9 protein-coding genes are annotated in these 15,028 nt (G+C 49.1%); 2 read left to right on the top strand and 7 right to left on the bottom strand.

Features of this window, described 5'->3' with window-relative positions; translation table 11 throughout:
- Positions 1 to 32: 32 nt before the first annotated feature.
- The 4 genes from LKX83_RS04640 to LKX83_RS04625 form a co-directional block, all read right to left on the bottom strand.
- Positions 33 to 674: a ThuA domain-containing protein gene (locus tag LKX83_RS04640; RefSeq protein WP_227880990.1), complete on the bottom strand. Its 642-nt coding sequence runs from the start codon at positions 672 to 674 to the stop codon at positions 33 to 35.
- A 108-nt stretch (positions 675 to 782) separates the two neighbouring features.
- Positions 783 to 2,333 (bottom strand): extracellular solute-binding protein, encoded by a 1,551-nt coding sequence (locus LKX83_RS04635; protein ID WP_227880989.1) that lies wholly within the window; start codon positions 2,331 to 2,333, stop codon positions 783 to 785.
- Between the two features lie 108 nt (positions 2,334 to 2,441).
- Complete coding sequence (locus tag LKX83_RS04630; protein ID WP_227880988.1) at positions 2,442 to 3,326, bottom strand: carbohydrate ABC transporter permease; 885 nt, start codon at positions 3,324 to 3,326, stop codon at positions 2,442 to 2,444.
- A gap of 19 nt (positions 3,327 to 3,345) precedes the next feature.
- Complete coding sequence (locus LKX83_RS04625) at positions 3,346 to 4,326, bottom strand: ABC transporter permease (protein WP_227880987.1); 981 nt, start codon at positions 4,324 to 4,326, stop codon at positions 3,346 to 3,348.
- A gap of 499 nt (positions 4,327 to 4,825) precedes the next feature.
- On the opposite strand from LKX83_RS04625, the gene LKX83_RS04620 reads away from it, so the two are divergent.
- Together LKX83_RS04620 and LKX83_RS04615 are read left to right on the top strand one after the other, a co-directional pair.
- Positions 4,826 to 5,908, top strand: a complete 1,083-nt coding sequence (locus tag LKX83_RS04620; protein WP_227880986.1) for a LacI family DNA-binding transcriptional regulator — start codon at positions 4,826 to 4,828, stop codon at positions 5,906 to 5,908.
- A 41-nt stretch (positions 5,909 to 5,949) separates the two neighbouring features.
- Positions 5,950 to 6,720 carry a ThuA domain-containing protein gene (locus LKX83_RS04615; RefSeq protein WP_227880985.1) on the top strand — a complete coding sequence of 257 codons (771 nt, stop codon included), beginning with the start codon at positions 5,950 to 5,952 and terminating at the stop codon, positions 6,718 to 6,720.
- Between the two features lie 81 nt (positions 6,721 to 6,801).
- On the opposite strand, the gene LKX83_RS04610 is transcribed toward LKX83_RS04615, so the two are convergent.
- From LKX83_RS04610 to LKX83_RS04600, 3 genes are all read right to left on the bottom strand, one after another.
- Positions 6,802 to 10,620, bottom strand: a complete 3,819-nt coding sequence (locus LKX83_RS04610; RefSeq protein ID WP_227880984.1) for an S-layer homology domain-containing protein — start codon at positions 10,618 to 10,620, stop codon at positions 6,802 to 6,804.
- A 90-nt stretch (positions 10,621 to 10,710) separates the two neighbouring features.
- Entirely contained in the window at positions 10,711 to 11,886 is a 1,176-nt protein-coding gene (locus LKX83_RS04605; RefSeq protein WP_227880983.1) for a response regulator, read from the bottom strand.
- 7 nt (positions 11,887 to 11,893) lie between these two features.
- The gene (locus tag LKX83_RS04600) at positions 11,894 to 14,995 is read right to left on the bottom strand and encodes an ATP-binding protein (RefSeq protein ID WP_227880982.1); all 3,102 of its coding nucleotides are present in this window, start codon (positions 14,993 to 14,995) and stop codon (positions 11,894 to 11,896) included.
- Positions 14,996 to 15,028 lie beyond the last annotated feature (33 nt).

Raw genomic sequence — 15,028 nt, 5'->3', positions numbered from 1 at the left:
AACCCACTGACACATCGCTCCCTCGTTAGGTTCTAGCTCTGGCGAGCAGCCCAGTCCACACTGTTCTTCATGAGCTGAATCATTTGAGGATGGCCCAGCGCCTCCGGAGTATGTCCAGGAGTCAGTGCCACTACTTTGCCTGCCCCAACCTGATGTGCCCATCCCCCTACTGCCGTCACATGCCGGGAAGTGCTAAACAGAATCACATCGGTTCTCGTCGTATCCACTTGACAGTAGTAATGCTCGTCGATAGCAACGAATGGCTCGATGCCCTCGATAATCGGATGCTTGAAGCTAATCGCCGGGTTATTCGTCACCTCCACGTGATGGGGAGAATGCTCGACGAATCGGCCGGAATTCAGCTCCATATAGAACGGGCTGTCCGACTCAATGAGGACAAGTCCTGCATGTATGAACATAATGCCCATGCCGTTCCTTACCTTCCGGACAATCTGCCGCTGCTCTTCCGGGGTCAGATTGGTCTCCCCTTCAGGTCGCCCGTTGGTAAAGAATATGGCCATATCTACCAATTCCTCGGTCTCTATCAAATCTCTCGCCCGGTCAGTGAGGATCACTTCCCACTGCTCCGCATCGAACACCTTTTCCATAACCGGATCAATGACTTCCTTCGGGTGGTTAACATCATCGCGAATCATATAAACGACGTTCTTCATTGGCCTGCACTCCTCGCCATTGCGATGTTTTAAGCTTTCATCTCATCCTATCTTTTAACCCCGCCCCTTCCCTTGCGGGAAAGGACGGGTCTGTTCCTACATTTTTCTTTACTTTTTGGATGCAAGCCATGCCTGGACCTGTTTTTCCACTTCTGCTCTAACCTTATCAAGACCTGCAGCCTTGGCTTTATCCAGATATCTCTGGTATGCCTTATCCACATCGCTGAGAAGACCTGCCTCCAGCGGGTATCCATATTGGCTATTTACATCATTAAGTGCCGTATACTCCGTCTCGAAGCTGCTCTTATCCATGACAAAGCCTTCAAAAATGTCGGGTACGACCTTTTTATTGATCTTTTCCATCATGGCGTCATAATTCACCCAAGCATCGCTTTTGCGCTTCTTGAATTTGTCATTTGCAAACATACCGCTGGGGAAATAGTTGAAGGATGCGCCGTCTGCAATGTTTGACGTATCAATCGTTCCGTCTGCAGTCAGGTTGTAATTAACGCCCTCTGTACCATAAGTAATGAAATCCCAGAGATCTTCATGCTGCTGGATATAATCCAGAACCATCAGTGCTCGTTCAGGATGCTCGGCATTCGTTGAGATTGCCGTCATGCTGCTGGTTGTGGAGCCTTGAAGGACGGAGTCCGGATTTCCTTCGAAATACATAAAATAATTCAATTCCCAGCCCTCGGCGCCATGTTCCTTTTCCACCTGTGTCGCATGGTTGTTATAGCCGGGCAGCTGTTCATTGAAGGATGCCGCCGCTACTCCGTTGAGTACCTGCGTTACGCCCCAGTTCGTGCTGGTCAGTACGCTGGAAGACCAAAAGCCTCGATCAGCCCAATCCTTCATTTTATACATAAATTTTTTGAATTCAGGCGTCTCGATAACACTGAGCACTTGACCGTTTCTGGGGTCGTAAACAAAGTTGAAAAGTCTGTCGTGAATTTCATCGATGCCGATATAAGGCGTGGTGTAAATCCAGGAAGTGCCGTATACCTGACTCTGATAATCATCGCTCGGGATGATTCCCGGCTCTTTGTCCTTGATCCCCTGCAGATAGGTCTCGATATCATCCATGGACTTGATTTCAGGCAGATTGTGCTTCTTTCTTAAATCCTCTCTGTATACGAAGGCGGGTGCCGTTACTCCCGTATACATACCGGGAACACCATAGATCTTTCCGTTGACGGACGCTGCATCCCATGTAGTCTTGGGAATATTCTTCCATAGGTAAGGGGCATACTTCGGCAGCAGGTCATCAAGCGGCTTAAATGCGTTCTTTGATGCATAGCTTTGATAATCCAACCAGCCGGGAGCCGCCTGCATCAGGTCATATTTTTCTCCTGAAGCAATTGCCAGAGCGTAATTGTTTTTGTAATCATTGCCTGCTGCATAAGTGAAATCGATAGTCGTATTCAGTTCCTTTTTTAATCTGGCATTGAGCTGATCCCAGTACTGCTTGGCCAGGTCCGTATTATTGGGTGCATCGGAAATCGCATACATTTTCAGCTTCACATAATCCAAATCGCCCGTATACCCTGATCTCTCCGAACTTTCTGTCGGTGTCTTGCTGCCGCATGCAGCACTGCCAAGAACCATTGCTGCTACCGATAACCCTAATGTCAGGTTCTTCATGCTTTTTCTCATCTTTCAGTTCCTCCTCTTTTTGATAGGAATCGTTCCTGCTTTTTGACCCTTGCCCCAATTTTCAAAAAGTAGGTTTATATAGTAATTTGCATGACTACCGCTTTGGAATTATCCTTTTACCGCTCCGATGGAAATCCCCTGAACGAAGTACTTCTGCAGGAAAGGATATAGGAAAATAATCGGTCCTGTTGCTACGATCGCGTTCGCCAGCTTCTGCGTCTCTGTCGGCAGAATTTTGCTGGTAAAGTTTTCCGCTCCGACCGACGCGATCTTGGACGCGGCATTCAAGATGTTGTATAGCCGGTATTGTAAAGGCCACATATCGGCATTTGTAATATAAAGGGAAGCCAGGTACCAGTCATTCCAGTATGCAAGCGCCAGAAACAAGGCAATGGTGGCCAGGATCGGCTTTGACATCGGCACGACGATTTGCAACAAGGTACGAAACTCCCCTGCTCCTTCGAGCCTTGCAGATTCCACAAGGGCATCCGGTATCGTCTTCATAAAATTACGAATGAGCAATATATAGAAGGAGCTGCAGATGGACGGAATGATCAACGCCCAGATGCTGTTCTTTAATCCCAGCTTGGTAACTACGATATACCAGGGTACCAAACCGCCGGAAAAAAGAGTCGTAAAATAAATCATGAAAGAAATGACATTGCGATATTTCAATTCGCTTCTGGAAATCGCATAACCGCAGAAGGTCATGACCATCAGACCAATGCCGGTTCCCGCACCGGTTACAAAGATACTGACGCCATAGGCTTTGGCAATCTGCGCCGGAAACAGGAAAATACTGCGGTAGCCATCCAGCGAAAATCCCCTGGGCAGAATGGAGTAACCGTTTCGCAAGATCTGCGCGCTGTCCGAAAAAGAACCCGAAATCACCAGAATAAAGGGTAGTACGCAGACAATAGACACCATTGAAAGAACGATATAGAAAAATAGTTTTAAGCCTTTTTCACCGGCGGACATTTTATGGCTATTCATCTTTCTCGACTCTCCTTATTTAGAATAAGGCGTTTTCCGGACTCGTCTTACGTATGATCTTGTTCACGGTGACCACAAGGATAAAGCCGAATACGGACTGGTAAACACCTGCCGCCGTAGAGGTACCCAGATTGAAATTGACTGTCATCGCACGGTATATGTAGGTATCCAGAACATCCGTTACGCTGAATAACTGTCCGTTTCTCTGAATCAGGTTATAGAACAATTCAAACTGTCCTCTCATAATGCCGCCAAGGTTGAACAGCACCAGCATAATAAAGGTTGGCTTTAACATCGGCAGCGTGATGTACCTGATCTCCTTAAATAGGTTACAGCCGTCGATTTTGGCCGCTTCATAAACCTCCCGGTCAAAGCCCGTGATGGCAGCAAGATAAACCACCATGCCAAAGCCGGTACCTTTCCAAAGGAAGAAAAATGTGATGATGAACGGCCATATCCATTGAATCATATATACGCTGATCCCGCTCCCGCCCAGAGCCTTCAGCAGCGAATTGAGTACGCCATAGTTGCTGTTGAAAATGTTATAGGCAATCGTGCCCACGATCACGTAGGATACAAAGTGCGGCAAAAGCATTACAGATTGCGTTACTCTCTTAAAGAGCCGTCCGACAACCGTGGTAATCATGATGGCTAACATACACTGCATGATATTTCCCAGGAGAATAAACGCCAGATTGTAAAGGATCGTATTCTTGGTCAAGTAAACAATCGGCGCATCCCATCCGCCGGAAACGAAATACTGAAAATTCTTCAGTCCCACAAACGAACTGTGAAGAATACCCTTGCCAAAGTCATAATCAACAAATGCATAATACACGCCCATCATGGGGATGTAGCTGAAAATCAGGAAAAAGATCAACGCCGGAAGCGTCATTGCATACAAAGTCCTGTGTCTGAACAGCTCATAGAATACACCGCCGTTCTTTTGTTTCATCAGTTGGTTCTGCGCTGTCTTTTTCGTCTCCCTGTCCTTTCGCATCGCAACTTCTCCTTTTACCTCAACGAATTTGAAAGCGGTGCCAAGTTGAAATAAAAAATAAAAGCAACCTCCATTTATCATTTTTAGGCACTTTACTTTCTACCTGAACCATTTTGGTACCGGTACCAAAATGAAATAAAAAAATAATAGCACCCTCCGTTTATCATTTTTTTGGATTTCCCAATCCTAAATTTGCCCTGGAGGAGATTTTGGTACCGGTACCAAATTTCCTAAGCTGAACTATAAATTATACTGTTCATTTTTGTCAACCTCATTTTACCGTAAATTTTTCATTTTCTGTCTGTTTTCTTTCTTTTGGTATCGGTATCAAAATCATCTCGTCTACGTTGACTTTTAATTTTCCCCATACTACAATTAAGAAAAATATCGGATTGCTTGTTTTTTCCTGTTTTTCAAACACGCACGGCATCTTGGTACCGATTCCAAAAGCATATGTTGGTGTTCCTATATAGAGGTTATAGCAGAGAGGAATTTTTTCATGTCAGATGATCAAAAGAACCTTACCATTTATAAAATCGCGGAGTTGAGCGGGGTGTCTGTTTCCACCATATCCCGCGTCATCAACAACAGTCCTAATGTTTCCGCAAAGACAAAGGCACATGTGACTGACATCATTAACAAATACCACTTCTCGCCAAGCTCCGTGGCACGTGCCATGATCAGTAACCATACCCAGACGCTGGGAGTCATCGTATCCGATATCACAAATCCTTACTTTAGCGAGCTGTATCTGGAGATCCAGCGCTACGCAGTGGATTTCGGGTATTCCATCATTTTATGCAACACCTTTTACGGCGGATCCAACCATGGCGTTTCCGATGCCATACCGGAAAACACCTATTTCCAGATGATGCTGGATAAGAAGGTGGATGGCGTATTGATTTTGGGTGGCGAAATCGACCGAGATGAAATTTCCGATTCCTATAAAGAAGCCTTAAACCGTATGGGCAGACAGATTCCGGTCGTCATTCTGGGACAGTCCGTTCCGGACTGCAGCTGTACCTTCTTGAACCGAAATATAAGCGGCGGTATATCTGCCCTGATCCATCATCTACTGGCGCTGGGTCGCCGCAGGATAGGCTTTGTTGGAGGCGAGGAAGGGATTCGGACTACCACAGCCAGACTGGCTGCCTATACGCAGACGCTGAAGAACCTGGCGATACCCTTTGACCCTTCCCTGATCTCTTTAAGCAATTATTACGCGCCGGACGGCTATCGAGCCATGGCTAAACTGCTGGAACAACCGGAAACGACCCCTACCGCGATCATCTGCATGAACGATGCGGTAGCGCAGGGTGCCATCCGGGCGATAGCAGATAAAGGACTGCGCGTACCGGAAGATATCTCCGTTGTCAGCTGCGATCAGTTTCCCTCGGGCGAATATAACTGCCCCCGCCTGACTACGCTGGACCAGCAGAACAGTTACCTGGGACGCATGTCCATCATGACCTTGATAAGCGCTATCAACAATGATTCCGAAGGGATCAGCATTTCCCATGAGCCCCATTTAATCATTCGGGAATCTTGCGGTGCCCGTCTGGGTTTTCCATTCGAACAATAGTATGCTATGCCATCGGCCAGAACGAAAAGGGGATCCTCCTAATGGAACGAAAAATCCATGTCACCATATTCAACGAGCACAATCAGGACCGCAGCGAGCCCGTAAAATCAATCTATCCCGATGGCATTCATGCTGCTATCGCCCAGGCATTTCACGGCTATGATGATTTTGAGGTGACGATTGCCACTCAGGATATGCCTTCCCATGGACTTTCCGAAGAAGTCCTGGCGGCTACCGATGTTCTGATCTGGTGGAGCCACATCGACAATGCCGCCTTTGATGACGCAGTCGCAAGCCGGATCTGCTATCATGTCGTCAACCGCGGAATGGGTTTTATCGCCCTGCATTCCTCCATCTTTTCAAAGCCCTGGCAGCGAATGCTTGGTATTTATTATGATGCCGGCCTTTGGGGGCGCTATCGCACCATGCCCAAGGGCGAAAAGGAAAGAGTCTGGGTTATCAATCCCGGCCATCCCATCACCTATGGCATCAACGAATGCATCGAAATTCCTGCAGATGAAATGTACGGCGAACCGCAGCTGATTCCCGAACCGGATCAGACCGTCTTTATATCCTGGTGGGAGGGCGGCGATGTCTGCCGCAGCGGCAACCTTTATTACCGCGGAAGGGGAAAACTGTTCCAGTTCACCCCAGGACATGAAACGTTTCCGATCCTGTATCAGAAGGAAATCCACCAGGTACTGCGCAATGCCGCAAAATGGATGGCACCGAGTCCCGATATGATGATTCCGACAACAGGCGAGGGACACCTCTGCGGTGACGCACGCGAAAATCTGGATCACAGGCTATAAAAACAAACGAAAACCAAAGACATGGACAAGCCCGCCTGAGTTGATTTCAATCCACTCAAGCGGGCTTTTTGAGGATGACCCTTATCTATCAATGGATCCTAGCGCTTGCAATTTTCGGATGAACACGACCGCCGCTTGCGCACGCGTCGTTTCACCCTTCGGACCAAAAGTATTCGAGCCGGTGCCTGTCATGATTTGAAGCTTGACCATCATGCGAATATCCTCCAGATAGGCCGGGCTCGCGCTTCCGATATCTTTGTAGCCGTCCAAGCTTGCAAATTCCTTGGCGACCGGCAGCTCTTGGGCGGCAATCGCCGCCGCCAACATACTCGCCATTTCCTCGCGGGTCAGCGGCTGATCGGGCTTGAAGCTATTCCCTTTTACAAAGCTCAAGAGTCCAAGCTCCTTCGCTTTCACTACCACATCGAAGTACCATGCGCCTTGCTTTACATCGTCATAAGGTGCTGCACTGCTGTCGGAAGATGCGCCTCGTCCGAGTGCCTGAACTAACATAGTGGTAAATTCCGCTCTCGTTACGGATCTGCCAGGCTCATACAAGCCGCCGCCAACCCCGGAAACAAGCCCTTTCGCCGCGGCAAGCTCGACAAACGGTTTGCCCCAATGCGCTTGCACATCGGCAAAGCTCGCTTCATTTTGCGCCACTACGTATGCGTTGTTGGAAGAAGAGCTGATCATCACATACCATACGCCGTCCATTTTCACTTTTGTAGCTGGAACAAACTCGAACTTCTTGGCTGCTGCGTTATAGCTGAACGCGCCCCATTGCGAAGGCATCGCGGTTATGTTCTTCGGCATGGGAATCGCTCTGGTCAGCGCCTTGCTGAACTTGTCGGCCGTTCCGATGATTTGCCCTGATCTAGTGTTGATAATATCGATGTGAAAATCCACAATCGCACCCATCACTTTGCCATTTGGCAAGCCGTTTGCAAACGCCGCCTGTATGTCCTTGTTATCGGACTTGTCGGTCAAGGTCATCTTGAAGCTGATATCCTCGGTGTTGAGGTTGCTGGCAGCAAGCAAATCCTTCAGCCCCGGAATGAGCGACGCCAGATGAACCGGCACTAGATAGGTGCCGTAAGGCGCCTTGATTTCAATAAAGAAGGTGGCGTTCTCGCCCTCAAAACGGGTCAAAATACTTGCAGGAATGCTGACATAGGCTATGCCATCTTTGTTTGGCGTCACTTCAAGCGTAACGGACGGCTTCTTGGCGTCGATGTTAGCCGGATCAACCAGGATGCCGTTCTGAACGATAACCGGCCCGATGGCGGTAGTTGCTGAATCCCCTCCATGGCTCGCGGCAGGCGCACCGCTCACTGTAACCATCGCGGATTTACCCGCAACCTCCACGCCGTTTAGGTAAACCGTCATGGTGTAAGTTTTTATGCGAGTACCGGCGTTTGCAGGAATAGCGATGGTTGCTGCCGCGCTTGTGGCACTACTTACGGTGGCTGTAGCGGCTTCTGTACCGTCAAGATATACGTTTATCGTCTGTCCGGTGAGATTTGCGCCTGTTAGAGCAATTGTTGTGCTGCCCCCGGCGCTTTTAAAACTTGTTGGATTAGCGGTAATATCGCTTACCACAGGTACAGCTACCGTAAAGCTTGCGCTTGCAGCGACTAGCGCGTTATTCATTTCGTTTTTAACCACGTTTCCGGCAACTTTTACCTTGTAAGTGCCATCGCCAAGCGTGCCATCAAACGTCAAGCTGTACGTTCGAGAAGTCTCATCGTAGTTAGGCGTGTAAGAAGTAAATGCCGCACCGTCCTTTTCCATGCTGAGGAGCGAAAGCGCAGTCGCATTCGAGGAGGTTACCAGAGTTCCGTCTGTCACGCTGTACACTGCTTCACTTACTGAAACGGTGACAGAGGCTGGCGGAATCGTGAATATCTGATTGTCTGTGAAGCCGCCGAATAATACCGTAGGCTTGGTGATGTCGTACATGTAACGAACTGTGTTGGACACTGTATTGCCGTTTCCGGCAGCGTCGGTAGCCGCGCCCGCCGCGACATATACCGTTACCTCTTGCCCGCTCGTGTCCGGGGTGATCGTGGCGGTGTAAGTCGGCGCATGGGTAGCGTCAAAGCTTGAAACCTTACCGTTCCCAACCACGATGTCGTCCGCATCAAAGCCGTTTACAGCTTTGCTGAAGATGATGTTAATCTGAAAAGCAGCATTGACCGTACCGCTTGCACTGCTTGATAGGGCAACGGTAGGCGCAGTGTTATCTATGGCAATATCTAAAGCTGCTGAAATGTTCCCTGCTGCATCTACCGCATACAATTTGTATGCGCCTTCCGCAAGACCGGTTGTCGGAACGGTTACAGAAGTATCCGCTGCAGGAACAGCTGCTTTTTGGCCTGACACTCCTATCGTATTTTCAAAACTAGCAACGCTTTGAACAGCAGCCGCAGGTACAAGGTAAATATGCCCTGGTTCATTGCTGCTTGCTGAAATACCCGTTGTATTATTCGTTATTGGAGGTGCCGCCGTAACAACAGGAGCGATGTTGTCAGTGCGATCAAGTTTCACCTTGAAATATAGCGGCTGTGACGCTTCGTTGGAGTTGGTCGCATGATTCTTTTGCAACCAGACATAGGCGGTCAAGATTTCGTTAGCGGCAAAGCTCGAACCGTCTTTTTTTGCGCTTGGAAGGGTGATCGTCAGGTCTCTGCCTGGTACAGAGGCGTCTTGGTTAGCAATGCCGTAGGCTGCAATTTTATGATTTGAATCTACAAGCTTGTAGTTAATCGTGTAGCTGTTATCCAAACTGCCGTTTGCAACAGAACTTATGCCGGACAATACAAACGCACCACGGGCTTTTGCTGAAATAACTGTGTTATTTGATAAAGGATCATTGGTAACATCGTTTTTGAGATTGGCTAATGTATATGGATTCGTGCCGTTTCCCTCGTCCCCCAGCACAGTCAATTTGTAATGATTCGACCCTGCCGCGGCGGCTTTATAGTTCGTGTCCTCTGTAACTGTTCCCATGCCGTCTCCAGTACCGGAAACGATTTCCAAAGCAAAGACGACAGAAGAAGGATTTAATTTAAAAGCGGGACGGATTCCAATAGAATTACCATTTCCGCCATCGACGTAGTGTGCATATCTATGAGTACTTCCGTCAATGTATACACCTAACGTTGCATTTGGGTTCCAAGATGGAGAACGAAGAAAATAAGGAATTGGCTCACCGCCGATTAATGTTCCAATGTTATCGGCGGGTGAAGCGCCAAGCCAATTTTCCGTTGTGTAATTGGACGACCATGTTACCTTATCTCCCCTAAAATCGTCGGTTGTCAATAGATACAAATAGTCGTCTGTATATGTCGCATTATCCAAATTATGGTCTTTCGTCTGTAAATTAATAGTCCTCGTAATCGCTGATTGTTCTCCGCCTAAAAATGCTCCCTGAATAAAAGGTCCATTAAGCGAAGGTCCATTTAACCACTTGCGTATATAGGATGTAGCCCATATATTGCTCCACTGGGGATGAGGATCGAAAAAATTGGTATTTATCACATACTCTGAATAAAGCACAAGCTGGTCGGGGTTGTCGGCTGCTTCGGCTACACCGGTACTATCGTATTTTGCTTTCTCATTCCCCATGACACGCCATAAAATTGGCCTTTCTTCTGTATCCCTCGTTGGGGTAGTCCTTACGAGAAAGTTGGTATAGCCATAATAAATTCGGCTATGTGGCGCAAGCAGACCTGTTGCTGTAAAATCTACGCCGTCGTTGGCAGCCCCAACGCTGGAGGGATCTATTGCCGCTTGCGCTCTCATGGGCGCAATACCGGGGAATAGCCCCAATAAGAGGATGATAACAAACTGCATTGCCGATAGCTTCTTGACAGGTTTTTTGTGTATAAACCGCATCATAAATCCTCCACTTCAGTAGACTTCTCAGTAACGATACAGCATCGCTCTGACAATATTCTGACGAAATAAAAAAGCGGCTTACGCCGTCTAAATATCGTCGGCGCTGCCGCTGCATAAACGCTGGTACAATTGAACCGTAGATTCCTTCGGTTCCATGCCCCATTCTTCTTTCAACAAATGCTTAAATCGCTCGTAATGGCGAATCATCGACTGCCTATCGCCCATAAGCGCATACAAGTTCAGGATCGATTCGTTGGCATCGTCATGAAGCGGATTTTTGTTCAGGACACCGAGCAGACAATCGACTGCCGCTTGGTGCTTACCCGCAGAACGATAATATGCCGCCATTCGCTTCATGATCGCGATATACATGTTTTTGAGCGATTCCCGCTTCTCATAAGCCCAAATATAACCTTCTTCCTCCAAATAGTCTCCCCGATACAATCGAATGACGTTCTCAAATTCTCCGATGTTGCCGGCATGCAGCTTGATGTCGCCCCCGGCGATTCGTTCCAACCCATCCGTATCGCACCATAAATCCCGCAGCTCCAGCCGATAACCGTTGTTCCGGTAAGCTAACAATTCCTTGCAGCCGAGACTGCTCATCTTTTTGCGAATGTTATAAACGCACGTATGCAAAATTACGCTGGCTTGCTCTAAGGGAGTGTCCGGCCACAGGTGTTCTACGATTTGCTCTTTTCGCACAAACCGATTTCGGTGATGTACCAAATACGCCATCAATTCGCGCTCTTTCGATCTTCCCCATTTTACCGTCTCGGCCGTACGTGAACCTTCATCTGTAACCCAATCGAAGCGACCGAAGCTGTAAAAACCCGATTTTATCTCCACTGCCGCTTCGTTCGATTGCTCCATCCCCACACTCTCGCCGATACTTCCCGACTTCCGCCTCCGCAGCAATCTCTCTATCGTCTTATTCAACCGATCCGGAGCAGGCGGCTTTAACACATAATCCATGGCGCTTACTTCAAAAGCGTCGATGGCATACTCGCTATAGGCGGTCACGAATACGATATCGATTTCGGGAGCCGCCTCCATGAAATACGCAGCCGCTTCAATGCCGTTCATCTCCGGCATCTGAATATCGAGAAAAACGACATCGACAGGCTCCTTTCGAACCTGTTCAATCGCATCTTCCGATCGGATAAACTTTCCGACGATCTCGACATGGCCATTGCTGCCGAGCAGCCTTTCCATCAAATCCAGCACCGGTTCTTCATCATCAACCAGTAGAACGCGCAGCATGTATGCCTCACCCCCTAGGTATTCGTATTGTCACGATTGTACCTCTTCCTTGCTCGCTCTTGAACGCCAGGCCGCTACCGTAAAGGGTGCGCAAACGGCGTTCAATGTTAGCCAGACCGACTCCGCTTGAGCCGCCGAGCCCACCTTTCAGCGCAGCAATCGTTTCCTTCGGTATCCCCGGACCATCATCCGCTACCGTGATCGCAACGGCGTCTTCTTCCGTTTGCACAGAAATTTGCACCGTTCCTCCTTGAGATTGCGCCATCGCTCCGTGCCTCACCGCATTTTCAACAATCGGTTGAATGATAAGGGGGGGTATTAGGCAACTGATGCTGTCGTCCTCGTCGTAAATGGTTTGCAGCCGCCCGCCAAACCGCGCTTTCTCGATGCTCAGGTAAGACGATACAAGCTCCAGTTCTCTGCGAATCGGTATGAGCTTCTCCCGGTTTTGAAAATCAAAGCTGCCTCGTAAATATTGGCCCAGCTCTGCAAGCAAAGCTTGCGCTTTCCCGATATCCGTATAGCTGACCGACATGATCGTCGTAAGCGCGTTGAACAAAAAATGCGGCTTGATCTGTGCTTGCAGGAACGCCATTTCGGCGCTCGCCAGCGCGCTGGCCGACGTTTTCATTTTAAGCAGCGTCCTTACGCGCGCTTTCAATTCGCCCGATTCGACCGGCTTGCCTACAAAATCGTTCACGCCTGCTTCGAACGCAGCCTGAATGTCTTCCGGCCGATTTCTCGCCGTCAACAGCAGCACCGGGAACTCGGACAACGAGTATCTGTCTCGGATATTTCGGCACACCTCGTATCCGGACATGCCGGGCATCATCAGATCGAGTACCGCCATATCGATGCTCCGATTGCGTTCGATTTCGCGCATCGCCTCCAAGCCGTTCGAAACGGCGATGACGGAGCAGTTGTCCGCTCGCAAAAGGCTGATGAGCACTTGCCGATTCACCGGGTCATCATCCGCAACGAGGATCGTAAAATCCCCGCCGGGATCGGATGAAGCCGCTTCGGGCAAAGGCGTCGCCGCACTTGCGGCAAGCTCGGCCAACCCGCGCGCAAGCTCGGCATCCGCGGTCTGATTCGCCGTACGGCTAATTACGCCGTTTGCCAGCGGCATCGTGAAAGTAAATACCGAACCTCGACCAACCGCCGACTCCACGCGAATCGTCCCGCCATGAAGTTCGACAAGCCGTTTGGTGATGCTAAGCCCAAGCCCGGTCCCGCCATACGTGATGGCAATCGCTTCATCCGCCTGACCGAACGCCTCGAAAATTTGCGTCTGTTTGTCCTGCGGAATGCCGATTCCCGTGTCGTGTACGGCTACTTCCATCCACCCGTTCCTTGCCTGAGCCGTCACGCGAATTTCGCCCCGCTCAGTAAACTTGAGCGCGTTGCCGACCAGATTGTACAAAATTTGCGCCAGCCTGTCTTCGTCGGCATCCACATGGGGCAGATCGTCCGGCAGCCCATCGACAAACGCAACTTGTTTGCCTCCGGCCATATGCCGAAACATCTCGAATACGACATTGACGAGCGGTCGCAACGCAACGCCTTTCCGCCGCAACGCAATTTCTCCGTTTTGCAACTGAGATAAGTCGAGAATGTCGTTAATCAGATTGGCTAACCTGCGCGCAACGGACACAACCGTCCCCAGGTTTTCCTTTTCCTTATCGTTCAATCGGCTGCCCGAACCTTCGAGCACCGACTGCGACAAATTCATGATGCCATGAATCGGCGTCTTGAGTTCATGAGACGTATGGGCCAGAAATTCGTCTTTCAGCCTGTCCAGGGACAGAAGCTTGTCCGACATCGTTTCAACGGTTCGGAATGCGTTCGAGAATCGTCTCGCCAGCTCCGCAGCCTGAATACATAAGTAGATAAACATACCGAACGGAAAAATCGATTGATGAATCCAATGATCGCTATTGGGGCTTTGCAAGATCAGGATGTCATGAACAGCTGTAAAGCCTATCGCGACTGCTCCGATAATCTGCAGCCATGCGCCGCCCCGTTTTCTCCGCAACGCCAGCACAAAGACGTACATATGGTAAGCCAAACAGAAGAAAGCATAGATATGAAAGAGATCGACCCCTCGCGTGTAAATTTCAGCGGGAAAGACGATAACGCTCAACATAAATGCGCCGCCAATCCCTGCGATCGGCCAGACCATTTTCTTTGGATACTCATGAGGGTATAGCTCGCGGACAAACAGCGTAATGAGCGTTATTCCTCCGTAATACGTGAGGTATTCAAGGAAAATGAGCACGCGGATATTGGCGTCAGGGAACAGGCTCATCAGATAAACATTTTTAATCGACAACAGCCGTAGGGCGACAAGCAAACAAAAAAGCCCGAAATAGAGCGGAGAGCGATTCGTCGGACGCAACACAAAAATACCGATATGATAGACGCCGATCATAAGCGCACTGCCTAAAATGATCATATCGCCCGCAAATTCCGCTTTGCTTGCAGCGGCAATTCGATTCTCGGTTCCGAGTTCCATCGCATACCACATGCCGCCGCGATCGTATATGTAGTTGGAAATTTGCACGATCATGTCAAACTCTTTCGCAGCAGGGTGGAACACGACCGTTTGCGGCGAATATCTAGCTTCCGACAATTCCTTGGATTCCGCTACCTTCCCGCTTAGAGCGACTACCTTTCCGTCAATCATCACTTGATTCGCAGTGGTCATAATGGGTATTTTTAACGCTAATAATTCGGGTGCCTCGTCCAACTTCACTTGAAGACGGTAAGTCGCGTACCCGAATCCAGGCAATCGCTCCCCATTCATTCGCAATTGATCCCACGTGCTCGGCATATCTGCAAATCCGCTCGGTTGCGGGGGACTCGGCTTTACGAAGTCATCCATCGTCAAGAACCTCTGCCAATAAAATTCCCATTCGCCGACAAGCTTCACCGTGCCGTCTCGCCCAAAATCCCATCCCGCTAAATTTATTTGACCGTGTGCCGCCGTTGGCGGCGAGTGATGCTGTGCAGGCTTAGGTATAATGAAGTAAGCTGCTCCTGACAACATGAATATTATTATTGTTGAAAACATGATTATTTTGGTGCAGCGGGCCCGAAAATGTTTCATGCAAACCTTCTTTTCAACGAATATGATTTATGA

The sequence above is a fragment of the Cohnella baijiui genome (genome assembly GCF_020731285.1).
Classification (GTDB): domain Bacteria; phylum Bacillota; class Bacilli; order Paenibacillales; family Paenibacillaceae; genus Cohnella.
Note: the sequence above shows the minus strand (reverse complement) of the source record. Positions and strands in the feature narration are given on the sequence as shown.